General features: G+C 67.1%; 17 protein-coding genes and 1 riboswitch. Of the genes, 4 read left to right on the top strand and 13 right to left on the bottom strand.

Annotated elements, in window-relative coordinates:
- Positions 1-123: 123 nt before the first annotated feature.
- The 10 genes from AC0IYS_RS05530 to thiC form a co-directional block, all read right to left on the bottom strand.
- Positions 124-2,439 (bottom strand): UvrD-helicase domain-containing protein, encoded by a 2,316-nt coding sequence (locus AC0IYS_RS05530; RefSeq protein ID WP_471704229.1) that lies wholly within the window; start codon positions 2,437-2,439, stop codon positions 124-126.
- Between the two features lie 100 nt (positions 2,440-2,539).
- Positions 2,540-4,657 carry a M56 family metallopeptidase gene (locus AC0IYS_RS05525; protein WP_471704228.1) on the bottom strand — a complete coding sequence of 706 codons (2,118 nt, stop codon included), beginning with the start codon at positions 4,655-4,657 and terminating at the stop codon, positions 2,540-2,542.
- A gap of 141 nt (positions 4,658-4,798) precedes the next feature.
- The gene (locus AC0IYS_RS05520; RefSeq protein ID WP_471704227.1) at positions 4,799-5,905 is read right to left on the bottom strand and encodes an S-(hydroxymethyl)glutathione dehydrogenase/class III alcohol dehydrogenase; all 1,107 of its coding nucleotides are present in this window, start codon (positions 5,903-5,905) and stop codon (positions 4,799-4,801) included.
- 121 nt (positions 5,906-6,026) lie between these two features.
- Positions 6,027-6,479, bottom strand: coding sequence for a response regulator (locus AC0IYS_RS05515; RefSeq protein ID WP_471704226.1), 453 nt, complete (start codon positions 6,477-6,479; stop codon positions 6,027-6,029).
- Between the two features lie 270 nt (positions 6,480-6,749).
- Positions 6,750-7,379 carry an ANTAR domain-containing response regulator gene (locus AC0IYS_RS05510; protein WP_471704225.1) on the bottom strand — a complete coding sequence of 210 codons (630 nt, stop codon included), beginning with the start codon at positions 7,377-7,379 and terminating at the stop codon, positions 6,750-6,752.
- Between the two features lie 35 nt (positions 7,380-7,414).
- The gene (gene thiE / locus AC0IYS_RS05505) at positions 7,415-8,113 is read right to left on the bottom strand and encodes a thiamine phosphate synthase (RefSeq protein WP_471704224.1); all 699 of its coding nucleotides are present in this window, start codon (positions 8,111-8,113) and stop codon (positions 7,415-7,417) included.
- A 34-nt stretch (positions 8,114-8,147) separates the two neighbouring features.
- Positions 8,148-8,990 carry a bifunctional hydroxymethylpyrimidine kinase/phosphomethylpyrimidine kinase gene (thiD, locus tag AC0IYS_RS05500; RefSeq protein WP_471704223.1) on the bottom strand — a complete coding sequence of 281 codons (843 nt, stop codon included), beginning with the start codon at positions 8,988-8,990 and terminating at the stop codon, positions 8,148-8,150.
- Positions 8,987-9,772: a thiazole synthase gene (locus AC0IYS_RS05495; protein ID WP_471704222.1), complete on the bottom strand. Its 786-nt coding sequence runs from the start codon at positions 9,770-9,772 to the stop codon at positions 8,987-8,989. Before AC0IYS_RS05495 ends, thiD begins: the two co-directional genes overlap by 4 nt.
- Before the next feature lie 16 nt (positions 9,773-9,788).
- Positions 9,789-10,019 (bottom strand): sulfur carrier protein ThiS, encoded by a 231-nt coding sequence (gene thiS / locus AC0IYS_RS05490; protein WP_471704221.1) that lies wholly within the window; start codon positions 10,017-10,019, stop codon positions 9,789-9,791.
- A 7-nt stretch (positions 10,020-10,026) separates the two neighbouring features.
- Entirely contained in the window at positions 10,027-11,943 is a 1,917-nt protein-coding gene (gene thiC / locus AC0IYS_RS05485) for a phosphomethylpyrimidine synthase ThiC (protein WP_471704220.1), read from the bottom strand.
- A 71-nt stretch (positions 11,944-12,014) separates the two neighbouring features.
- Positions 12,015-12,124, bottom strand: a riboswitch (TPP riboswitch).
- Positions 12,125-12,310: 186 nt separating this feature from the next.
- On the opposite strand from thiC, the gene AC0IYS_RS05480 reads away from it, so the two are divergent.
- From AC0IYS_RS05480 to AC0IYS_RS05470, 3 genes are all read left to right on the top strand, one after another.
- On the top strand, positions 12,311-15,397 hold the full coding sequence (locus AC0IYS_RS05480) for a diguanylate cyclase domain-containing protein (protein WP_471704219.1): 3,087 nt from the start codon (positions 12,311-12,313) through the stop codon (positions 15,395-15,397).
- Positions 15,398-15,521: 124 nt separating this feature from the next.
- The gene (locus tag AC0IYS_RS05475) at positions 15,522-18,335 is read left to right on the top strand and encodes a valine--tRNA ligase (RefSeq protein ID WP_471704218.1); all 2,814 of its coding nucleotides are present in this window, start codon (positions 15,522-15,524) and stop codon (positions 18,333-18,335) included.
- Between the two features lie 391 nt (positions 18,336-18,726).
- On the top strand, positions 18,727-19,293 hold the full coding sequence (locus AC0IYS_RS05470; protein WP_471704217.1) for a hypothetical protein: 567 nt from the start codon (positions 18,727-18,729) through the stop codon (positions 19,291-19,293).
- A 36-nt stretch (positions 19,294-19,329) separates the two neighbouring features.
- On the opposite strand, the gene AC0IYS_RS05465 is transcribed toward AC0IYS_RS05470, so the two are convergent.
- The 3 genes from AC0IYS_RS05465 to AC0IYS_RS05455 are packed head-to-tail and all read right to left on the bottom strand — an operon-like array spanning position 19,330 to position 21,919.
- Positions 19,330-20,298, bottom strand: coding sequence for a threo-3-hydroxy-L-aspartate ammonia-lyase (locus tag AC0IYS_RS05465; protein WP_471704216.1), 969 nt, complete (start codon positions 20,296-20,298; stop codon positions 19,330-19,332).
- 30 nt (positions 20,299-20,328) lie between these two features.
- A complete protein-coding gene (locus AC0IYS_RS05460) occupies positions 20,329-21,303 on the bottom strand; it encodes an ornithine cyclodeaminase family protein (RefSeq protein ID WP_471704215.1) in 975 nt (324 codons plus the stop codon).
- The gene (locus AC0IYS_RS05455; RefSeq protein ID WP_471704214.1) at positions 21,293-21,919 is read right to left on the bottom strand and encodes a helix-turn-helix transcriptional regulator; all 627 of its coding nucleotides are present in this window, start codon (positions 21,917-21,919) and stop codon (positions 21,293-21,295) included. Before AC0IYS_RS05455 ends, AC0IYS_RS05460 begins: the two co-directional genes overlap by 11 nt.
- Before the next feature lie 109 nt (positions 21,920-22,028).
- Here AC0IYS_RS05455 and AC0IYS_RS05450 point away from each other — a divergent pair, with 109 nt between their 5' ends.
- On the top strand, positions 22,029-22,472 hold the full coding sequence (locus AC0IYS_RS05450; RefSeq protein WP_471704213.1) for a DUF2147 domain-containing protein: 444 nt from the start codon (positions 22,029-22,031) through the stop codon (positions 22,470-22,472).
- Positions 22,473-22,492 lie beyond the last annotated feature (20 nt).

Here is a 22,492-nt window from a genome sequence, read left to right as displayed (position 1 = left end):
CGTACCGATTAAGCCGCGCGCAAAATCACGCTCTAAACCGCCATTTAAGGATCCACGGTTAAGCCCGTGTAGAAATGGTGGACCTGACCCCGGAGTTGCCCTACGTGGAACCGTGGCACCTCATCAATGGGCTAAACGCTCGAGCTTGGCGATGCTGAGGTCGAGCACCTTCATGCCGTTGCTGCCGAAGTTGATCTGGGCGCGGGCGTTGGCGCCGCTGCCTTCGATATTGACAATCACGCCTTCGCCGAACTTGCCGTGCGCGACCGATTCGCCGATGCGCCAGCCAGCGCCCGGCACCTTGTTGGCCATGTTTTGCGCGATCTTTTGCGCGATGGCGTTGTCGGAACCGGCCAGCGGCGCGACGTCGTCCCACGGCGTTTTCTTGTTGGCGAACCAGTGCGATTGCACCTTCGGCGACAGCCACTTGAGCGCGTCCTCCGGCAATTCGTCGAAGAAGCGCGACTTCATGTTGTAGCGTGTTTGTCCGTGCAGCATGCGCGTCTGCGCGAAGCACATGTACAGGCGCTGCCGCGCGCGCGTGATCGCCACGTACATCAGGCGCCGCTCCTCTTCCACGCCGCCATCCTCGCGCGAACTGGTTTCGTGCGGGAACAAGCCCTCCTCCAGCCCGGTGATGAAGACGTTGTTGAACTCGAGCCCCTTGGCCGAGTGCACCGTCATCATCTGCACCGCTTCCTGGCCGGCCGTGGCCTGGTTGTCGCCAGCCTCCAGCGAGGCGTGCGACAGGAACGCCGACAGCGGCGACATCACCGTCGCCAGCGGGGCGTCGGCGTCGAGGATCTCAAAGCCGTCTTCGTTGACCACCGGCAGGCCGGACTGCTCCTGCGAACGCGGACCCAGGTGCGCCGGCGCGCCCTGGCCGAAGCCTTCCTCCGAGACGAATTGCGTCGCCGCGCTGACCATCTGCTCCAGGTTCTCGATGCGGTCGGCGCCTTCTTTTTCGGTTTGATAGTGCGCCAACAGGCCGCTGGCCTCCAGCACCACGCGCACCAGTTCCGGCAACGCCATCTGCTGCGTTTCGAAGCGCGCACCCTCGATCAATTTGACGAAGCCGCCCAGCGACGAGCCGGCCTTGCCCATGACGTATGGCACGGCCGCGTACAGCGACACCCGGTGCTGGTCGGCCGCCGCCTGCAACGCTTCGATCGAGCGCAGGCCGATGCCGCGCGTGGGGAAGTTGACCACGCGCAGGAAGGCAGAGTCGTTGTGCGGGTTGTCCATCAGTTGCAAATACGCGATCGCGTGCTTGACCTCGGCGCGCTGGAAGTAGCGCAGGCCGCCGTAGACGTGGTACGGAATGCCGGCCGAGAACAGCGCGTGCTCGATCACGCGCGATTGCGCGTTGGAGCGGTACAGCACCGCGATCTCGCTGCGCGAGGCGCCATCGGCGATCAGGTTCTTGGTTTCTTCAATGATCCATTGCGCCTCGGCCAGGTCGGAGCTGGCTTCGTACACGCGCACCTGCTCGCCATGGCCGGCGTCGGTGCGCAGGTTCTTGCCCAGGCGCTTGCTGTTGTTGGCGATCAGCACGTTGGCGGCGTCCAGGATGTGGCCGTGCGAGCGGTAGTTCTGCTCCAGCTTGATCAGGTTCTTGACGTGGAACTCGCGCTCGAAGGCGCTCATGTTGCCGACGTTGGCGCCGCGGAAGGCGTAGATGCTCTGGTCGTCGTCGCCGACGGCGAACAGCGCGCCGCCGCCCTGCTCGCCATGGCCGGCCAGCAGCTTGAGCCACTTGTATTGCAGATCGTTGGTGTCCTGGAACTCGTCGACCAGGATGTGCTGGAAGCGCTGCTGGTAATGCTGGCGCAGCGGCTGGTTGCGGCTGAGCAGTTCATAAGTGCGCAGCAACAGCTCGGCGAAGTCGACCACGCCCTCGCGCTGGCATTGGTCGTCGTACATTTGGTACAGCTCGACCTTCTTGCGCTCGTCGGCGTTGTACGGGTCGATCTTGTCGGCGCGCAGACCCTGGTCCTTGGCGCCGTTGATGAAGTACATCACCTCTTTCGGCGGGAACTTCTCGTCGTCGATGTTGTTGGCCTTGATCAGGCGCTTGATCGCCGACAGCTGGTCCTGCGAGTCGAGAATTTGAAAGGTCTGCGGCAGCGCGGCATCGCGGTGATGCGTGCGCAGCAGGCGGTTGCACAATCCGTGGAACGTGCCGATCCACATGCCCCGTGTATTAATCGGCATCATTGCCGACAAACGCGCCGTCATTTCCTTGGCGGCCTTGTTGGTGAAGGTCACGGCCAGGATGCCGGACGGCGACACCTGCCCGGTCTGGATCAGCCAGGCGATGCGGGTCGTCAGGACGCGGGTTTTGCCGGAGCCTGCGCCGGCCAGAATCAGGGCGCTTTGGGCCGGCAGGGTCACGGCAGCGAGTTGTTCGTCGTTAAGATTGTGAAGAAGATTTTGCATGCCGTGATTATACCGGCAGCGGCCTTTCGGGGTCGGTCCATATGTGGCGTTGCGGCATCCGCCGGGATGCGCCGAAGCGGCCCGGCGGCGCACACCACGCCTACATCAAGCCTTGCGCCGGCACCGCCTTGCCGCTGCGGATGGCGTCCTGCACCAGCGCTTTGAAGTTGCGCTCGGCTTCGCGGCTGGCCTTGGCCTGCTCGCGGCCCAGTTCGCCCATGCGCCGCCCCAGTTCGGCCATCGGTTTGCTGGCTTCGGCCATCTGCAGGTTGAGCGCCTTCATCGGCGCCTGGTTACGCTGCAGGCCGGCCATTTTCTCGGCCATGTCGCGCTGCAGTTGCGCCATTTCGCGTTGCGTCGGAGCCATTTCGCGGTGCAGCGCCGCCTCCAGCTCGCGCTGTTTGCGCAGGCTTTCCTTGCCCTGGTCGTGGCTCGGCGGTTCGCTGGCGGCCACCATGCGCTCGGCGATCGCTTCCTGCTTCGCCGCCAGCGCTTCCATCTGGCGCTCCAGCCGCTGGCGCTCTTGCGCCACAGGGCCGTTATCAACGTCGCGGGTCACCGCGTCGATCCGCGCGGCCAGGCCGTCCATGACCTTGGCCTGCAGGTCCATGCGCTTGCCTTGCGCGTCCATTCGCTCGCCGAGCTCGTTGACGGGCTTCCACAGCTGCCGGACCCTGGCGAGGACGGCCGGGTCGTTGATCAGATAGGTTTTGCCGCCTTCGCGGTACCAAACAAAGTCGCCCTTGGCGCTCGAACGCAGTTCGGCGATGCGGCGCATGTCGTCGGACGAGCCGGAAACCTGAACTTGATCGATATCCCGGGTGACGATCGCGTAGGCATGGTCGCCGCTGTTGACAGACAGGTTGACCGCGCTGTTGCCCAACGAGTAAGGAGCGGCCGGCGCGGCGGGAAGCGCTGGCGCTGCCGGGGACGCTGGAATGGCAGGCAAGGCCGCCATCGCCGGCGCGGCGGGCAGCGCAGCCGCGGCGGGTGCGGCTGGCGCGGCCGGTGCCGCAGGCGCCACGCCGGGCCCTCCCGCCACGCCGGGAACCTCCGGCGGTTCCGGTGGCAAAGCCGGCTCCGGCAATTCAGGCAGCGCCGGAAGTTCGGCCATGTCAGCGGCGGGCGCAGCGGCGGCAACCGCGCCAATGGCGGCAGGCAGCGCCGCCGGCGGCTGCGGGGCGGCCTGCACATAAAACACGGCCGTGGCCGCGAACAGGCCGATCAGGGGCACGGCCATTTTCCAGCTGACCGGTTCAACATCGGGACGCAGCAAGCGTTTGATACGAGACATGAGATTTCCTCCGTGAGCCGCGTGGGCTAGTTGTATGGTATCGAACTGGAATTTATCCAGTTCGGACAAGGCCTTTGCCAGCATCTGCGGTTGACCGAGCATGGCGACTGCAAGGTCATCGGCGATTTGTTCTCGCTCTACACGGATACGGCGCGACAAGGCCCAAACACTAGGGTGATAGAACAGCACGATTTCCACCGCGCTTTGAATGAGGTTGATCAGATAGTCCCGGCGCTTGATGTGCGCCAGCTCGTGCGCCAGCAGCGCTTCGAGCAGGTCGGGCGCCATGCCGGTGATGAGCGAGGCCGGCACCAGCACGATGGGGCGCCAGCAGCCGGCCGTGATCGGGCTGTCGAGCAGGTCGGCCACGCCGAGGCGCACGTGTTGCGCAATCCCGAAGCGGCGCGCCATCTCGGACAGGCGGCGCTGCCAGTAGTGGTTGACGGTGTAACGGTCGCTGCGGGTGCGCTCGGCAACCCACTTGAGGCCGATGGCCAGGCGCAACGACATCAGCGCGGCGCCGGCCAGCCACATGCCGACCACCCAGGCCAGTTGGCCACGCAGGGTGGCTTCCCAGCCTGCCAGCGTGCCGTCGTCGATCAGGGCGGCGGTGGCGGCGGCGCCCGACCGGGCGGCGTCGGCGCCGGCCGAGAGGACGGGAATCAGTAAAGCGGCGGCGCCGAGGCCGGCGCCGGCAGGCGAGACGGCATCGGCCGCCCTGAGCTGCACGATGATGCCGGCCAGCGGCAGCGCCGCGCACAGCAGCAAGCCGGCGCAAGCGACCGCATAACGCGTCTGCGGACGGGCTTCGCGCAGCAAAAACAGCGCAATCGACACGCCCCAGCCGACCAGCAGCCCTTGCCAGATGAAGTGCAGCAGCGCCCAGCCGATGGCCGGCACCAGCACGGACAGCGCGCTAACCATGACGGCCTGCCCGCCGCGAATTCATGCTGATGTGTGAACTAGTCATGCCGCGCTCCCCGGTTGATGGATGTAGAATAAATTATCTAGAACGCCGTGTCTAGAACTTTTTTTCTACATCCTTGCCGAAGCGGCGATCGCGTTTTAGTAGATCACGACGGAACGGATCGATTCGCCACTCTTCATCAGGTCGAAGCCTTCGTTGATGCGCTCGAGCGGCAAGCGATGGGTGATCAGGTCGTCGATATTGAGCTTGCCTTCCATGTACCAGTCGACGATCTTCGGCACGTCGGTGCGGCCACGGGCGCCGCCAAAGGCCGACCCCTTCCACACGCGTCCCGTCACCAGCTGGAACGGACGGGTTGAAATCTCCTGCCCGGCCGCCGCCACGCCGATGATGATCGACTGGCCCCAGCCCTTGTGGCAGCACTCGAGCGACTGGCGCATCGTGGTGGTGTTGCCGATGCACTCGAAGCTGTAGTCGGCGCCGCCGTCGGTCAATTGGACGATGGAGTCGACGACGTTTTCCACCTCGCCCGGGTTGATGAAATGGGTCATGCCGAACTTGCGCGCCATGTCCTGGCGGGCCGGATTGATGTCGACGCCGATGATCTTGTCGGCGCCGACCATTTTGGCCGCCTGGATCACGTTCAGGCCGATGCCGCCCAGGCCGAACACGACGACGTTGGCGCCCGCCTCCACCTTGGCGGTAAACAGCACCGCGCCGACGCCGGTGGTCACGCCGCAACCGATGTAGCACACCTTGTCGAACGGGGCGTCCTCGCGGATCTTGGCCAGCGCGATTTCCGGCACCACGATGTAGTTGGAGAAGGTCGACGTGCCCATGTAGTGGTAGATCGGCTTGCCGTCGATGGAGAAGCGGCTGGTGGCGTCGGGCATCAGGCCGCGTCCCTGGGTCGAGCGGATCGACTGGCACAGGTTGGTCTTTTGCGACAGGCAGAATTTGCACTGGCGGCATTCCGGCGTGTACAGCGGAATGACGTGGTCGTCCTTCCTGAGCGACTTGACGCCGGGGCCGACGTCGACCACCACGCCGGCGCCCTCGTGGCCCAGGATGGCGGGGAAGATGCCTTCCGGATCGGCGCCCGACAAGGTGTAGTAATCGGTGTGGCAGATGCCGGTGGCCTTGATCTCGACCAGTACCTCGCCTTCGCGCGGTCCGCCCAGCTCCACTTCCTCGATCGTCAGCGGCTGGCCCGCTTGCCATGCAATGGCGGCTTTGGTTTTCATTGTTCGTCCTCTGGCTGTGTTGTTACGCGAATACGGGAGAGCGGAACGGCAAACCGTTCCGGTGATCCGTCATGATAACAAGCCGGGGAGCCAAACAGGGATAATGCGCGTTCTTTAAAAACTATTGCGGCTCGACCGGCATCGCCGGGCCGATCGCCAGCAGGTCCGACACGGTGCGCCACAGCTGGCGCGGCGAGGTCCACGGCTTGGGCAGGAAGCTGCTGCCGGCCATGTGGCGTTCCGGATGGCGTGCCGAATACAGCAGCACGCGGGCGTCCTGCTGGTGCTGGTGCAAGCCGTGCAGCAGCGCGCCGCCGTCGCCGTCCTGCAGGTCGGGATCGATCACCACCAGCGCGAACTGCTCGCGGCGCAGCAGTTCCTGGGCGGCGGCCATCGTCGCCACGTGGGTCACCTGCGTTTCCGGCACCAGCAGGGTGGCCAGCACCAGCGCGGCGTCGGCGTCGCTGTCGATGTGCAGCACGCGCGGCGCGGCCGCGTAGATGGAAAAGCCGATCGCCGCGCCGTCGTGGTCGCTGAACGCACGCAAGGTGTCGTTGGAAAAATCGTTGGTCATGGTGTTCTCCGCACAAGGCTGAAATCAATGCATGGCCGGCAGCGCTGGTGTGAAAGCTGTCGGGAGCAGGTCGGCGGAGTTGGGCCGAGGGGTTGAGACGGTCGCGGGGAAATGGCGGCCGGAGCGGCGGCAGGCGAAGACGAGGCCCTGCGGCGCGGTGCTTTGTTGCTGATATTCGGTGTTGCTAGTTGATATTGTACAACAAAAATTCCAAAAGGAAATAAAAAGGCAGGAAATTCCTGCCTTGATCTACAACAATCACGCCGCTGTCTATTTTTTCAGACGTTGGTTAAACGCCGCGTGCAGGCCGTTTAACGTTTCCTCGGCGGCCAGCAGCTGGTCGGCCACCTCGTTGACCTTGCGCCGGTTGGAGCGGGCGTGGTCGCGCAGCACCTCGAAGGCGGTGTTGCGGTCGGTCTGGAATTTGCACATCAGCAGGCCGACGGCCAGGCTGGTTTCGCGGCCGGCGGCCAGCGCGGCGTTCAGATTGAGCTCGGTGCGGCGCAGCTGGCGGATCTCGTCGGCGCGCGCCAGGCCGGCGGCAAACGCCGGCATCAGGTGTTTTTCGTCGACCGGTTTGACCAGGAAGCCGACCGCGCCGTACGAGGCGGCCTGCTTGCCGGCGTCGGCGTCGCCGCGCCCGGACAGGAACATGAACGGCACCGAGCTGGTCGCGTGCAGCTGCTTGGCCAGCTCCAGGCCGGTCATGCCGGGCATGTGGATGTCGAGCAGCGCCAGGTCCGGTTCGCGCTGGGCGATCACGGCCAGCGCTTGTTCGGCCGACGACGCCTTGAGGATGTCGTAGCCGGCGTTGCCGAGTACTTCACCGAGAAAGTCGAGCAGCAGTTGGTCGTCGTCGACGATCAGGATCAGACGCTTGGGGCTAGGGGAAACTGGCATGTGGCGGCAACCTTGGGCTATGGCGAACGGCCCAATTATAAAGCGGAAAGACTCTTCCGCTGGAATGATTTGCGGGTGTTGTGTACGACAAACATCGAGGCGAAGTCGCCGACCGCGCCGCGCACGCTTTCAGCTTGATAGACGCTGCTGATGGCGGCGACCATGCCGGCGCCGCGCGCCACCAGCGGCGCGGCGTTCTCCGGCGTCATGCCGCCGATGACGACGGTCGGAATGGTAATCGTTTCGCGCGCCTGGTCGAGGATCTCCGGGCCCGTGGTGACCGCGTACTGTTTAACACGCGACGGGTAGAAGCCGCCGAAGGCGACATAGCTGGCGCCGGCCCGCTGCGCCGCCAGCGCGCGCGGCAAGTCGCCGTAGCACGAGGCGCCGATGAGCTTGTCGGCGCCGAGCCGGCCGCGCACCTGCGCGACGTCGGCGTCGGTGCCGCCGAGGTGGACGCCGTCGGCGCCCGTTTGCAGGCACAGGTCGACGTGGTCGTTGACGATGAACGGCACGCCGTAGCGCCGGCACAGCGCCAGCAGCGCGCCGGCCTGCTCCAGGCGCAACGCGCTTGACGCTTCCTTGTGGCGGTATTGCAGCAGCGCGACGAGGTTGCCAATTCCGTCGTCACCGCCGATGCCGCGGCCCACGCCGGCGTCGAGCGCCTCTTCGCTCGCGGCCAGCAGCCGCGCGGTGTCGTCCCAGTTGGGGGTGACCAGATACAGTCCTTGCATGATGGGTTCTCCTGTTGATGATGCGTGGGTGGGGCTAGCGCAGCGGCATGCGCTGGCCGGCGGCGATGCCGTAGGCGTCGCGCAGCGCGGCGTTGCAGTAGTACTGGGCCTGGTCGAGCGCGCAGCCGGTCGGCATACCCAGCGCCAGCTGGCCGGCGATGGCCGAAGCCAAGGTGCAACCGCTGCCGTGAAAGCCGCCGGCCAGGCGCTGCCAGCGCCATTGCTGCGTGGCCGGCGGCTCTTCCCCTGGCTCGGCGCCCGGTCCGAACCAGCGATTGACGATTTCCTCGCCATCGCCATGGCCGCCGGTGATGAGGACGTGGCGGCAGCCCAGCGCGCGCAGGGCACGCGCCTGCGCACCGGGCGTGGTGGGCGTGGTGGGCGTGGTGGGCGTGGTGGGCGTGGCCTGCGCGCTCAGCGCCAGCGCCTCCGGGCCGTTCGGCGTCAGCACCGTCACCAGCGGCAGCAACGGCGCCAGCGCCGCCACCGCGTCGCCGCGCGAGAGCGTGTCGCCATGGCCGCTGGCCAGCACCGGGTCGAGCACCACCGGCAGTTCCGGTTGCCGCGCGCGCAGTTCACGGATCACCTGCGCGATCGCCAGCGCGTTGGCGGCGCTGCCGGGAATGCCGATCTTGACGGCGGCCACCGCGATCTTTTGCGTCAGCGCGCGCGCCTGGCGCAGCACCAGCTCCGGCTCGACCGGCTGCACCTCATAGGCGCGGTCGTTGTCCTGCACCGTCAGCGCGGTGACCACGCACAGCGCGTGCGCGCCCTGCCCGGCCACCGCCTGCGCGTCGGCGACGATGCCGGCGCCGCCCGAGGGGTCCATGCCGGCAAACACCAGCACGCAGGGCCGCGCGGCCGCGGTGGCCGTCATGCCAGCCGGCCCGCCATCGGCGACGATGGCGAGGCGGCGAACCTGCGCGCGATGCGCCCGGCCAGCCAGGCTTCGCGGCCGGCCTGCACGCCCAGCTTCATGGCGCGCGCCATGCGCACCGGGTCGCGCGCGCCGGCGATGGCGGTGTTCATCAACACGCCGTCGCAGCCCAGTTCCATGGCGATGGCGGCGTCCGACGCCGTGCCGACGCCGGCGTCGACCAGCACCGGCACCTCGGCCTGGTCGATGATCAGCGACAGGTTCCACGGATTGAGGATGCCCATGCCCGAGCCGATCAGCGACGCCAGCGGCATCACCGCCACGCAGCCGATGTCCTCGAGCAGCTTGGCCTGGATCGGGTCGTCGCTGCAGTAGACCATGACGTCGAAGCCGTCCTTGACCAGGGCCTCGGCGGCGACCAGGGTCTCCGGCATGTGCGGGAACAGGGTCTTTTCGTCACCCAGCACTTCGAGCTTGACCAGCTTGTGGCCGCCCAGCAGCTCGCGCGCCATCTGCAAGGTGTACACCGCGTCCCTGGCGTTGTAGCAGCCGGCCGTGTTGGGCAGGATGGTGTACTGCGACGGCGGCAGCACGTCCAGCAGGCTGGGCGCCTTCGGGTCCTGGCCGATGTTGACGCGCCGGATGGCCACGGTGATGATCTGCGCCCCGGCGGCGTCGGTCGCCTCGCGGGTCTGCTGCAGGTCCTTGTATTTGCCGCTGCCGACCAGCAGGCGCGAGGTGTATTGCTTGCCCGCGATCGTCAGGCAGTCTTGATTGCTCATGTCTTTTCCTTTCTTGTTAGCCGCCGCCGATGGCGCGCACGATGTCGACCTTGTCCTGCGGCTGCAGCACGCGCTGCGGCCATTGCTGGCGCGGCACCACCGTGCGGTTGACCGCCAGCGCCAGCGCCTGCCCGGTCAGGGACAGCGCGTCGACCAGCTGGTCCAGCGTCTGTTGCGGCGGCACCTGGTGGGGCGCGCCGTTCAGTTCTATCGCAATCGGCGCTATCGAAATGTTTGCGTCATCCATGCCGGCCTCACAGCTTGCGATACAGTTCGGCGCCGTTCTTGATGAACTCCACCGCCTTGACCTGCATGCCCTGTTCGATCGCCACGCCGTCGCTCATGCCGTTGGCCGCCGCGTACTCGCGCACCTCCTGCGTGATCTTCATCGAGCAGAAATGCGGGCCGCACATCGAACAGAAATGGGCCACCTTGGCCGAATCCTTGGGCAGGGTCTCGTCGTGGAATTCGCGCGCCTTGTCCGGATCGAGGCCGAGGTTGAACTGGTCGTCCCAGCGGAATTCGAAGCGCGCCTTCGACAAGGCGTTGTCGCGGATCTGCGCGCCCGGGTGGCCCTTGGCCAGGTCGGCGGCGTGGGCGGCGATCTTGTACGTGATGATGCCGTCCTTGACGTCGTTCTTGTCCGGCAGGCCAAGGTGCTCCTTGGGCGTGACGTAGCACAGCATGGCGGTGCCGTACCAGCCGATCTGCGCGGCGCCGATGCCGGAGGTGATGTGGTCGTAGCCGGGCGCGATGTCGGTGGTCAACGGCCCCAGGGTGTAGAACGGCGCCTCGTGGCACTGCTCCAGCTGCAGGTCCATGTTCTCCTTGATCAGCTGCATCGGCACGTGGCCCGGGCCTTCGATCATCACCTGCACGTCGTGCTTCCAGGCGATTTGCGTCAGTTCGCCCAGGGTTTTGAGTTCGCCCAGCTGGGCCTCGTCGTTGGCGTCGTAGATCGAGCCGGGACGCAGGCCGTCGCCCAGCGAGAACGAGACGTCGTAGGCTTTCATGATGTCGCAGATCTCTTCGAAGTGCGTGTACAGGAACGATTCCTTGTGGTGCGCCAGGCACCATTTGGCCATGATCGAGCCGCCGCGCGAGACGATGCCGGTCAGGCGCTTGGCCGTCATCGGCACGTAGCGCAGCAGCACGCCGGCGTGGATGGTGAAGTAGTCGACGCCCTGCTCGGCCTGCTCGATGAGGGTGTCGCGGTAGATCTCCCAGGTCAGGTCCTCGGCCTTGCCGTTGACCTTTTCCAGCGCCTGGTAGATCGGCACCGTGCCGATCGGCACCGGGCTGTTGCGGATGATCCATTCGCGCGTTTCGTGGATATGCTTGCCGGTCGACAGGTCCATGACGTTGTCGCCGCCCCAGCGGATCGCCCACGTCATTTTTTCGACTTCCTCGCCGATCGACGAGGTCACGGCCGAATTGCCGATGTTGGCGTTGATCTTGACCAGGAAATTGCGGCCGATGATCATCGGCTCGATCTCCGGGTGGTTGATGTTGGCCGGGATGATGGCGCGGCCGCGGGCGATTTCCTCGCGCACGAATTCGGCGGTGATCTCGGCCGGGATGGCCGCGCCGAACGATAGTCCCGGATGCTGGCGGCCCATCAGGTCGGCCAGGCGCTGGCCCATCGGACCGGCGCCTTTGAGGTGGTCCAGGTACTCCTTGCGGCGCAGGTTTTCGCGGATCGCCACAAATTCCATCTCCGGCGTGACGATGCCCCGGCGCGCGTAGTGCATCTGGGTGACGTTGGCGCCGGCGCGCGCGCGGCGCGGCTGGCGGTGCAGGTTGAAGCGCAATGCGGCCAGCGCCGGATCGGCCAGGCGCGCACGGCCGTACTCGGAGCTCGGGCCGGCCAGCGCCTCGGTGTCGCCGCGCTCGAGGATCCACGGCAAACGGGGCGTGGCGGCCAGGCCGGAGCGGATGTCGATCACCGCCTCCGGATCGGTGTACGGGCCGGAGGTGTCGTAGACGTAGACCGGCGGATTGGCCTCGAAGCCGAACGACGCGGGCGTGTCGGCCTGGGTGATTTCGCGCATCGGCACGCGGATGTCGGGGCGGCTGCCTTCGACGTAGATCTTGCGGGAATTGGGTAAAGGCTGGATCGCTGCCGCGTCCACGGTGGCGGTGGCGGACAGGAATTGGGGATTGGCGTTCATTTGGCTCCTCGGTTGGCTACAGGAGCCAGCAAAGGAGGTGGGACGGCGCCGCGCCCGCAGGTGGCGCGGCGCGGCGTTGTCCTAAGCTTCCCTTCGCTGGCATTATCCAGATCAGGTTCGGAGGGTATTTCTCACCCGCGCCTCGCATTGCATGCGATTTGCAGGACCCCTAGCGTGTGCCGCCTTGCGGCAGCGCGGTGATTATAACAGAGCACCCGGCACAGCGGCCGGCAGCGCCGCCGCGTGGCGAAAATCCGACGCCCGGACGCTTCCCCGTGCCGGGGCGGTCCGCGGCCGGGGGCGGCTGATGTATAGTCGATTTATGCCACAATGCAACTTTCATCGTCTCGTCGTCCCATGCCTGCCCATGCTGCTGTCGCTGCTGTCGCTGCTGTCGCTGCTGCCGGCGCCGGCGCGCGCGGACGGCGCCGAACCGGCGCGCTGGGCGGCGCTGACCCACACCGCGTTCAAGCACCACACCTTTGCCGAGACCGGCGCCGGCCTGGCGTTCGCCCAGGACCGCGCCGGCTTCGTGTGGATCGGCACCCAGACCGGGCTGGTGCGCTGGGACGGCAACCGCCCGCGCAAATTCGTCGCCGATCCGCTGCGCGCGGACGCCCTGCCCGACAACTACATCACCAGCCTGCTGGTCGACCAGGCCGGCCGGCTGTGGGTGGGCACCAGCTCGGGCGGCCTGGCGCGCTATGACGCCGCGCGCGAGCACTTCACCCGCTTGCCGTCCGGCCCGGCCGGCCTGGGCGACGCCCAGGTCACCGCGCTGGCCGACGACGGCGCCGGCGGCATATGGGTGGGCACCGGCGGCGGCCTCGATCATCTCGACGCGCGCGGCGCGCGCACGCGCGGCGCGCGGGCGCTGCCGGCGCGCGCGGTCGGCGCGCTGCTGCGCGACGGCGGCGGCACGCTGTGGATCGGCACGCGCGACGGCTTGCTGCGGCGCGCGCGCGGCGCGGCGGCGCCGGTGGCCGTGGCGCTCCCCGGGCACGGCGCCGGCGCCAACATCAGCGCCCTGATGCAGGACAGCGCGGGACGGATCTGGATCGGCACGCGCCGCGACGGCGCCTTCGTCATCGAGCCCGGCAGCGCCGTGGCGCGCGCCGTGCGCGAGGGCGGCCCGGCGCCGACGCTGGACCGGGAGCGCGTCACCGCCATCGTCGAGGCCGGGCTCGGCGAGGTCTGGCTGGGCACCGACGGCGCCAACGGCGGCATCGTGGCGGTCGATCCGCTGCGCGGCACCACGCGGCGCATCCGCCACCAGCCCGACACGCCCGACAGCCTGTACGAAAACGACGTCATGGCGCTGTTTCGCGAGCGCAGCGGCATCATCTTCGTCGGCGCGATGGGCGCGCTGAGCCAGCACGACCCGCTGCCGCGGGCGGTGACGACGATCCGCTCGACCGGCCCGGCCACCGGCGGCGCCGCCGCCAAGCTCAGCGTGCCGAGCATGCTGGTCCACCCGGACGGCCGGCTGTGGCTGGGCGTGGTCGGCGGCGGCATCGACATCGTCGATCCGCAACGGGGTACCGTCGCCCGCCTGGCGCCGGCGCCGCCCGGCACGCCGGGCACGCTGCCGACCGGCCGGGTGCTGGCCATGGCGCCGGGGCGCGGCGGCAGCGTCTACCTCGGCACCGAGCAGGGCCTGTACCGCGCCGACGCCGACGGCGCCCACGTGCGCCGCCTGGCGCTGCCGGGGCGCCGGCCCGAGGCGTCGGTGTGGAGCCTGGCGCCGGTGGGCGACGTGCTGTGGCTGGGCGGCCTGGACGGCCTGTGGGCGCTGTCGGTGGCCCCCGGCGGGCAGCTGGCGGTGCGGCGCCATGAGCAGCACAGCCTGGGCGACCCGCGCGTGACGGCCCTGCTGCCGGCCGACGGCGGCGTCTGGGTCGGCACCCGGGGCGGCTTGGCACGGGTGGCCGGCGACGGCGCCGTCGAGCGGGTGCCGACGGCGCTGGCCGAGGCCGACCGCATGGCGCCCGGCTATGTGTCGTCGATGCTGATCGACCGCCGCGGGCGCCTGTGGCTGTCGCAGTTCGGCACCGGCGTCGCCATCCTCGAGCGCACCGACGCCGACGGCCGGCGCCGCTTCCGGCGGCTGGGCACGGCCAACGGGCTCGAAGACAGCGGCGCCAACATGCTGCTCGAGGACGCCGCCGGCGCCATCTGGGCCAGCACCGACGCCAACCTGGCGCGCATCGATGCGCGCACCTTCGCGATCCGCACCTTCGGGCCGGCCGACGGCGTCCACATCCCCACCTACTGGACCGCCTCGGGCGCGCGCACGGCCGAAGACGAGCTCGTCTTCGGCGGGCTGTCGGGCGTGACGGTGCTGCGGCCCGGGCGCCTGGGCCGGTGGGACTACCGGGCGCCGGTGGTGGCCACCCGCATCCTGGTCAACGACCGCGAGGTGCCGGCCGGGCGCTACAACCCCGGCAATCCGGGCTACCCGGGCAACCCCGGCGCCAGGCCGGCGCCGATCGCCGTCCCGCCGGAGGCGCGCGGGCGCGGCTTCTCGCTCGAGTTCGCCGCGCTGGACTACTCGGCGCCCGAGCGCAACCGCTACGCCTACCGCCTGGCCGGCTTCGACCCGGACTGGATCAAGGCCGACGCCACGGCGCGCCGGGCCGCCTACACCAACCTGCCGCCGGGCGACTACGTGCTGCAACTGCGCGGCTCGAACCGCAACGGCGACTGGTCGGCGCCGCTCGAGGTGCCGGTGCGGGTGCTGCCGGCGTGGCACCAGCGCCCGCTCGCGCGCGGGGCCGCCGCCGTGCTGGCGGCGGCGCTGCTGGCCGCGCTGGTGCAGGCGCGCACCGCCCTGCTGCGGCGCCGCCAGCGCGAGCTGGTGGCGATGGTCGACACCCGCACGGCCGAGCTGCGCGCGACCCAGTCGCAGCTCGAGCAGCTGGCCTACGGCGATCCGCTCACCGGCCTGGCCAACCGCCGCCTGTTCACCGACGAGCTGCGCCACCTGGTGGCGCGCGCGGCGCGCGGCGGCCCCGGTTTCACCTTGCTGCTGATCGACCTCGACCACTTCAAGCAGGTCAACGACACCCTGGGGCACGACGCCGGCGACGCCCTGCTGGTGGCCGCCGCGGCGCGGCTGCGGGCGGCCGTGCGCGAGGCCGACCGGCCGTTCCGCCTGGGCGGCGACGAGTTCGCCGTGCTGCTGGGCCAGACCACCGACCGCGCCACCATCGCGCCGGTGTGCCTGCGCATCCTCGAGAACCTGGCGCAGCCGCTGGCGCACGGCGCGGCCACGATGCGCGTGAGCGCCAGCGTCGGCGCCGCCGTGCACGAGGGCGGCGGTGGCGGCGGTGACGGCGGTGGCGGCGGGGGCCAGGGCGGCACCCACGAAGAGCTCTACAAGCGCGCCGACGTGGCGCTGTACCGGGCCAAGGCGGCCGGGCGCGACACCTGGCGCCTGGCCGGCGACGATTGATTTTTTGACATGCCGGCGGCGGCGGCGTCCGCGTCCGCCGCCGCGTCCTTTATAATGGGCGTTTTCGCCTACGCTTTTTCGCGGCCGCGCGTTCACCAGATACACTACATACATCAGCCAAATCATGGAATTAGCCAAGTCTTTCGAGCCTGCCGACATTGAACAATTCTGGCGCACCGAGTGGGAAGCGCGCGGATACTACGCCGCCACCCTCGACGCCGGCAAACCGTCGTTCAGCATCCAGCTGCCGCCGCCGAACGTGACCGGCACCCTGCACATGGGCCATGCCTTCAACCAGACCATCATGGACGGCCTGACCCGCTACCACCGCATGCTGGGCCACAACACCGCCTGGATCCCCGGCACCGACCACGCCGGCATCGCCACGCAAATCGTCGTCGAGCGCCAGCTCGACGCGCAAAAGATCTCGCGCCACGACCTCGGCCGCGAAGCCTTCGTCAAGAAGGTCTGGGAATGGAAGGAGAAATCGGGCTCGACCATCACCGGCCAGATGCGCCGCCTGGGCGCCTCGCCCGACTGGCAGCGCGAATACTTCACGATGGACGAGACGCGCTCGCAGGTCGTCACCGACGTCTTCGTGCGCCTGCACGAGCAGGGCCTGATCTACCGCGGCAAGCGCCTGGTCAACTGGGACCCGGTGCTGGGCACGGCCGTCTCCGACCTCGAAGTGGTCTCCGAAGAGGAAGACGGCTCGATGTGGTACATCAAGTACCCGCTGGCCGACGGCAGCGGTTCGCTGACGGTGGCCACCACCCGCCCCGAAACGATGCTCGGCGACGTCGCCGTGGCGGTCGATCCGACCGACGAGCGCTACCAGGCGCTGGTGGGCAAGATGCTGGTGCTGCCGCTGGTCGGCCGCGAAATCCCCATCATCGCCGACGAGTACGTCGACAAGGCCTTCGGCACCGGCTGCGTCAAGATCACGCCGGCGCACGATCTGAACGACTACGCGGTCGGCCAGCGCCACAAGCTGCCGATGCTGTCGATCATGACCCTGGAAGCGAAGATCAACGACGAGGCGCCGGAAGCGTACCGCGGCATGGACCGCTTTGTCGCCCGCAAGCAGATCGTCGCCGACCTCGACGCGCAGGGCTTGCTCGAACAGGTCAAGCCGCACAAGCTGATGGTGCCGCGCGGCGACCGCACCGGCGTCATCATCGAACCGATGCTGACCGACCAGTGGTTCGTCGCCATGAGCCAGCCGGCGCCGGAAGGCACCTTCTTCCCGGGCAAATCGATCGCCGAGGTCGCGCTGGAGAAGGTCGCCAGCGGCGACATCAAGTTCGTGCCGGAAAACTGGAGCACCACCTACAACCAGTGGCTCAACAACATCCAGGACTGGTGCATCTCGCGCCAGCTGTGGTGGGGCCACCAGATCCCGGCCTGGTACGACGAGGCCGGCAACATCTTCGTCGCCAAGACCGAGGCCGAGGCGCAGGCCAAGCAGCAGGCGGCCGGCAGCACCGGTCCGCTGCGCCGCGACAACGACGTGCTCGACACGTGGTTCTCGTCGGCGCTGGTGCCGTTCTCGACCCTCGGCTGGCCCGAAGAAACGCCCGACATCAAGGCCTTCCTGCCGTCGTCGGTGCTGGTGACCGGCTTCGACATCATCTTCTTCTGGGTCGCGCGCATGGTGATGTTCACCCTGCACTTCACGGGAAAAGTGCCGTTTGAAACGGTGTACGTGCACGGCCTGGTGCGCGACTCGCAGGGCCAGAAGATGTCCAAGTCCAAGGGCAACACGCTCGACCCGATCGACCTGATCGACGGCATCGGCATCGACGCGCTGGTGGAAAAACGCACCACCGGGCTGATGAACCCGAAGGCGGCCGAGAAGATCGCCAAGGCCACGCGCAAGGAATTCCCGGAGGGCATCGCCGCCTACGGCACCGACGCGGTGCGCTTCACGATGGCCTCGTACGCCTCGCTGGGCCGCAACATCAACTTCGACCTCGGCCGCGCCGAAGGCTACCGCAACTTCTGCAACAAGCTGTGGAACGCCACCCGCTTCGTGCTGATGAACACGGAGGAGAAGGATTGCTCGGCAAGCCCAACCGATCTGTCGAACGCCGACAAGTGGATCATCTCGCTGCTGCAAAAGGCCGAGCTGGACGTGGCCAAGGGCTTTGCCGACTACCGCTTCGACAATATCGCCTCGACGATCTACAAATTCGTCTGGGACGAGTACTGCGACTGGTACCTGGAAGTGGCCAAGGTGCAGGTGCAAAGCGGCACCGAAGGCCAGCAGCGCGCCACCCGCCACACCCTGCTGCGCGTGCTGGAAGTGGTGCTGCGCCTGGCCCATCCGGTGATCCCGTTCGTCACCGAGGCGCTGTGGCAGGCGGTCGCGCCGTTGGCCGGCAAAGCGGCGGCGGACAGCGGCCAGTCGATCATGACGCAGCCGTACCCGATCGCCAACCCCGCCAACATCGACGAGGCGGCCGAGGCCTGGATGCAGCAACTCAAGACGCTGACCGACGCCACCCGCAACCTGCGCGGCGAAATGCAGCTGGCGCCGTCGCTGCGCGTGCCGCTGATCGTCGAGGCGGAGGCGGGTAATGCGGCCGACAAGGCGGCAATGGAAGGCTTTGCGCCGTACATCCAGTCGCTCGGCAAGCTGTCGGAAGTGCAGATCGTCGACGCGCTGCCGGAATCGCCGGCGGCCGTGTCCATCGTCGGCACAACCAAGCTGATGCTGAAGGTGGAGATCGACGTCAAGGCCGAGCGTGAGCGGCTGTCGAAGGAGATCGCGCGCGTCGAGGGCGAGATCAACAAGGCCAATGGCAAGCTGTCGAACGAAAGTTTCGTCGCCCGCGCGCCGGCCGAGGTGGTGGCGCAGGAGAAGGAACGCGTGGCCAACTTCTCGGCCACGCTGGACAAGATGCGCGAGCAGTTCGCCAAGCTGCCGGCGGCCTGATGAAGTAGCCCCTCCGCAGCAAATCAAGAAAGCCGCCAGGTGAAAACCGCGCGGCTTTTTTCACGCCGGCAGCCGCCGATGGCGAGTGCACGGCGACGCGCGAGATCTCCCCCGGCACGATGAGCAGGAGAGGGATGCCCTCCCATTTTTTCGCGTTTTACTAAAACGTACTAACCCTTACTAAGTCACGATAGAAGGCGCTATTTCGCGCGGGTGCGTACTAATTCTGAACTAAATACTACTAACTGCCTCTAAAGGACATAAACGCTACAAAAATAGTGTGGATTAGCGTTCACTACGGAATTTTTAGTAAGTATTAGCGCGCTTTAGAACAAATGAGCTGCGATTAGTAGTGTCTAGTAAAAGCCGACTTTTCGGGAGCCCCACCATCATGTCTCTCCACTTCCCCATTCGCGTGCCGAGCGAATTGCTCGAAGAACTAGGCGCATTCACCGGCCTTTTCTGGTCGGACTCTCTAGCGCTGGAACCGCACATTTGCAAAGCGATTCGGAGCTACATCGCCGCCCAGCCGGCCCAGTCGACAACGCAGCCGCAGCCGCAGCAGACGGCACCATCCAATCCACAATCCGAGCCGGGCTATCAATGGAAAGAGGTTTTTTTGCCCGAGGGGACCAAACTGCGTGCGAACTTCGGCAAACTACCCTATTTCGCCAGCGTGCAGGGCGCGGAAATTACGTATGAAGAGCAAGCTGTGTCGCCGTCCTGCTTTGCAAATCTTCACGGCAGCGGCAACCGCAACGCGTGGAAAGCAATCTGGCTGCGCTTGCCGGGCAGCGATGCGTGGCTGCTCGCCGATGTGTACCGCGCCGCGCGGAAGGCGTCCATCACGCGCTTGCTGGCGGGCGACCAAGGCGATCGTGCCCGGCACGGGCACGCCGCTGGAAAACGCGCACGCCGCCGTAAACGCCGCGCCAAGAAAAACGACCCCGCAAATTGACGCAATTCGAGGTCGCGGTTCGCGCGATTATCGCAGTTATGCTTGCGCCAGCAACGCGGCGTAGCGTTCGATATCGACGTTACCGCCGCTGATGATCACGCCCACCCGCTTGCCTTGTAGCCGATCCTTCATCGCCCGCGCTGCCGCCAAGCCCAGGCAGCCGGTCGGCTCCACCACGATCTTCATGCGCGCCGCAAAAAAACGCATCTCGGCGCGCAGTTGCTCGTCGCTGACCGTCAAGATATCGTCCACATCGCGCTGGATGATCGGGAACGTCAGGTGGCCCAGATGCTGCGTCTGCGCGCCATCGGCGATCGTCTTTGGCGTGTCGATGTGCACGATGGCGCCGCTGCGGAACGATTGCTGCCCGTCGTTGCCGGCCTCCGGCTCGACGCCGTACAGCGTCGTCTTCGGCGACAAGGCCCGCGTCGCCAGCGCCGAGCCACTGAGCAAACCGCCACCGCCAAGGCAGACAAACAGGTAATCCAGCTCACCCACATCCTCGAACAATTCCTTGGCCGCCGTGCCCTGCCCCGCGATCACGTCGGCGTGGTCGTACGGCGGAATCAACGTCAGTCCATGCCTGGCCGCCAGGTCGCGGCCGATCTGCTCGCGGTCCTCGGTGTAACGATCGTACAGCACCACTTGCGCGCCGTAGCCGCGCGTGGCGGCGATCTTCGACGGCGGCGCGTCGTGCGGCATGACGATGGTCGCGGGTATGCCCATCAACTGCGCCGACAGCGCGATGCCCTGCGCGTGGTTGCCCGACGAGAAAGCCACCACGCCGGCGCGGCGCTGCTGCGCATCGAACTTCGCCAGCGCGTTGTAGCTGCCGCGGAATTTGAACGCGCCCATGCGCTGCAAGTTCTCCGCCTTGAAAAACACCCGGGCGCCCAGTTCGGCGTCGGCCGTGCGCGAGGTCAGCACCGGCGTGCGATGGGCGTGGCCGGCGATGCGCTCGGACGCGGCGACGACGTCGGCATAGGTTGGCAAAAGTTGGTTCATCTTTTGTTCGCTCATCTTGTTCCTTTGTGATTACCAGGGCCAGGCGATACTGGTCCCGGTGCCGTTTGCCAAAGCGCGCTGGTACAGCATGCGCGCGACTGTGAGATCCTGCAGGGCGATGCCCGTCATGTCGAAAATGGTGATGGCGTCGGCGGCGATACCTTCGCGCGCCGACGTTCCGGCGGCCAGCAGCGCCCCCAGTTCCCCGGCCTGCGTGTCAGGCGCCCATTGCAGCTCGCCGATGGCGCGCGCCTGGATCAAGTCGTCGGCCCAAACGCCGGCCAGCGCCAGCAACCCTTCCGGCAGTTCGCGCTTGCCGCGCGTGTCGCTGCCGACGCAGTTCAGGTGCGTGCCCGGTTTAACCGCTTGCGTGGAAAACAACGGACCAGCGCCACGCGTTGCGGTGATGACGATGTCGCTTTCGGCGACGGCGGCATCCGGAGTGGCGCCGGCGGCAACGTCGCAGCGCGCGGCGAACAGCGCCTCGAATCGCGGATCCCGGCGGCCGTCCGATGTCAGGTAGCGCACGCGCCGTATGCCGGGCAGGACGCGCAGCGCGTAGTCGGTATGCGCCACGCCCTGCACGCCGGCGCCGAACACGCACAGGCTCTCGCTGTCGGGCCGCGCCAGCGCCAGCAAGCCCACGGCGCCCGCCGCCGCCGTGCGCGTGGTGGTGACGGCGTTGCCGTCGATCACGCATTGCGGCCGCCCCGTCGCGGGATCGAACAGCATGATCGTCGCCTGATGGCCGTCGGCGCCGTGCGCGCGGTTGCCGGGCCAGAAACCGGCCGCCTTCATGCCGAGCAACTCCCGCTCCGCCACGCCGCCGGACTTGATGCCGAATACGCCGGCCGGCAGCGCCTCGCGCACCAGCGGGAAGATCTTGCCGGCGCCGCTGGCGTGCAGCAGGAAGGCCTCGCGCACGGCCGCCAGCACGTCGTCCGGCAGCAGCAACGCGCCTGCCTGGTCGCGGTCCAGTAAGAGCAGGCTTGCGTTATCTGGCATCGTTGTACACCGTGGCGCGTGAAACGTTCAAATAAGCGGCGACGATTTCCATCGCGCGCCGCACATCGCTTAATCCCGACTCCTTCAACTCGCGCATCAGCGCCTTGCGCTCGTCGGCCTTGAGCGCGCGCGGCGTGGTCGCCAACCGCGCCGCGAACTGGTCGATCCGTGCGCGGATGGCGTCGGCGCCGGCCGGCTCCAGCGTCTCGCTGACGCCGGCGGCGGTGTTGACGCTGCCGAACTGCGTCAGCAAGCTGTTCAGGCTGCGGAACACGGTCAGGTCTACATTCATGCACAGCGCCGCGATGTAGCGCCCCTCGCTGTCCTTGATGCCGATCGAGGTGCTCTTGGCCAGCCGGCCGTCGGCGAAGGTGTTCGGGTAGTTGGCGATCACCTGCGCGAAATCCGGATCGGCGGCGCGCGCCAGTCCCAGCTCGGTGGCCGGCGCGCCGACGCTGCGGCCCGACAGGTTGTTGTGGATGGCGAGGATGGCGTGCTCCGGGTCGAGCAAATCGTGCAGCACGACCTCGCAAAACGGCGCCAGGGTCTGGCCCAGGCCGTCGGCGACCTGCTGCATTTGCGCCAGCAGGTTTTGCTGTTCGGGTGTTTTTTTCATCTATACATATTATCTTGTTTTGGATAATTTGTGTAATTCGATAGAAAATAGTACGACCGGTCATTTATTTGCTACACTCGTCAGACAAAAAAACCCCTTGGAGACCACCATGAAATTTGCCGCATTCGCCACCGCCGCGCTGCTCTCGATCGCCCCCACCTTCTCCTTCGCCGCCGACACCCCGGTCGGCCTGTGGAAGAACATCGACGACGAGACCGGCAAGCCGAAGGCGCTGATCCGCATCACCGAGAACGAAGGCGCGTTCCAGGGCCAGATCGAAAAGCTGTACCGCGAACCGAACGAAGACCAGAACCCGAAATGCGACAAATGCGAAGGCGCCCGCAAGGACCAGCCCATCGTCGGCATGGTGATCCTGTCGGGCCTGAAGAAGGATGGCGAAGAATTCAACGGCGGCGAAATCGTCGACCCGAAAAACGGCAAGGTCTACAAGGCCAAGATGCACATGACCGACGCCGGCAAAAAGCTCAACGTGCGCGGCTACATCGGCATGCCAATGCTGGGCCGTTCGCAGGTGTGGGTGCGCCAGGAATAGATGATGCCACGCTGGCGACC

Source organism: Duganella sp. AC237 (assembly GCF_979254035.1).
The sequence above is the reverse complement of the archived record's forward strand: the minus strand, read 5'-3'. Positions and strand labels throughout refer to the sequence as shown.

Bases quoted from the DNA above. Each gene is read 5' to 3' on its own strand.
- AC0IYS_RS05530 (WP_471704229.1), bottom strand. From the start codon at position 2,439: ATGCAAAATCTTCTTCACAATCTTAACGACGAACAACTCGCTGCCGTG.
- AC0IYS_RS05525 (WP_471704228.1), bottom strand. From the start codon at position 4,657: ATGGTTAGCGCGCTGTCCGTGCTGGTGCCGGCCATCGGCTGGGCGCTG.
- AC0IYS_RS05520 (WP_471704227.1), bottom strand. From the start codon at position 5,905: ATGAAAACCAAAGCCGCCATTGCATGGCAAGCGGGCCAGCCGCTGACG.
- AC0IYS_RS05515 (WP_471704226.1), bottom strand. From the start codon at position 6,479: ATGACCAACGATTTTTCCAACGACACCTTGCGTGCGTTCAGCGACCAC.
- AC0IYS_RS05510 (WP_471704225.1), bottom strand. From the start codon at position 7,379: ATGCCAGTTTCCCCTAGCCCCAAGCGTCTGATCCTGATCGTCGACGAC.
- thiE (WP_471704224.1), bottom strand. From the start codon at position 8,113: ATGCAAGGACTGTATCTGGTCACCCCCAACTGGGACGACACCGCGCGG.
- thiD (WP_471704223.1), bottom strand. From the start codon at position 8,990: ATGACGGCCACCGCGGCCGCGCGGCCCTGCGTGCTGGTGTTTGCCGGC.
- AC0IYS_RS05495 (WP_471704222.1), bottom strand. From the start codon at position 9,772: ATGAGCAATCAAGACTGCCTGACGATCGCGGGCAAGCAATACACCTCG.
- thiS (WP_471704221.1), bottom strand. From the start codon at position 10,019: ATGGATGACGCAAACATTTCGATAGCGCCGATTGCGATAGAACTGAAC.
- thiC (WP_471704220.1), bottom strand. From the start codon at position 11,943: ATGAACGCCAATCCCCAATTCCTGTCCGCCACCGCCACCGTGGACGCG.
- AC0IYS_RS05480 (WP_471704219.1), top strand. From the start codon at position 12,311: ATGCTGCTGTCGCTGCTGTCGCTGCTGTCGCTGCTGCCGGCGCCGGCG.
- AC0IYS_RS05475 (WP_471704218.1), top strand. From the start codon at position 15,522: ATGGAATTAGCCAAGTCTTTCGAGCCTGCCGACATTGAACAATTCTGG.
- AC0IYS_RS05470 (WP_471704217.1), top strand. From the start codon at position 18,727: ATGTCTCTCCACTTCCCCATTCGCGTGCCGAGCGAATTGCTCGAAGAA.
- AC0IYS_RS05465 (WP_471704216.1), bottom strand. From the start codon at position 20,298: ATGAACCAACTTTTGCCAACCTATGCCGACGTCGTCGCCGCGTCCGAG.
- AC0IYS_RS05460 (WP_471704215.1), bottom strand. From the start codon at position 21,303: ATGCCAGATAACGCAAGCCTGCTCTTACTGGACCGCGACCAGGCAGGC.
- AC0IYS_RS05455 (WP_471704214.1), bottom strand. From the start codon at position 21,919: ATGAAAAAAACACCCGAACAGCAAAACCTGCTGGCGCAAATGCAGCAG.
- AC0IYS_RS05450 (WP_471704213.1), top strand. From the start codon at position 22,029: ATGAAATTTGCCGCATTCGCCACCGCCGCGCTGCTCTCGATCGCCCCC.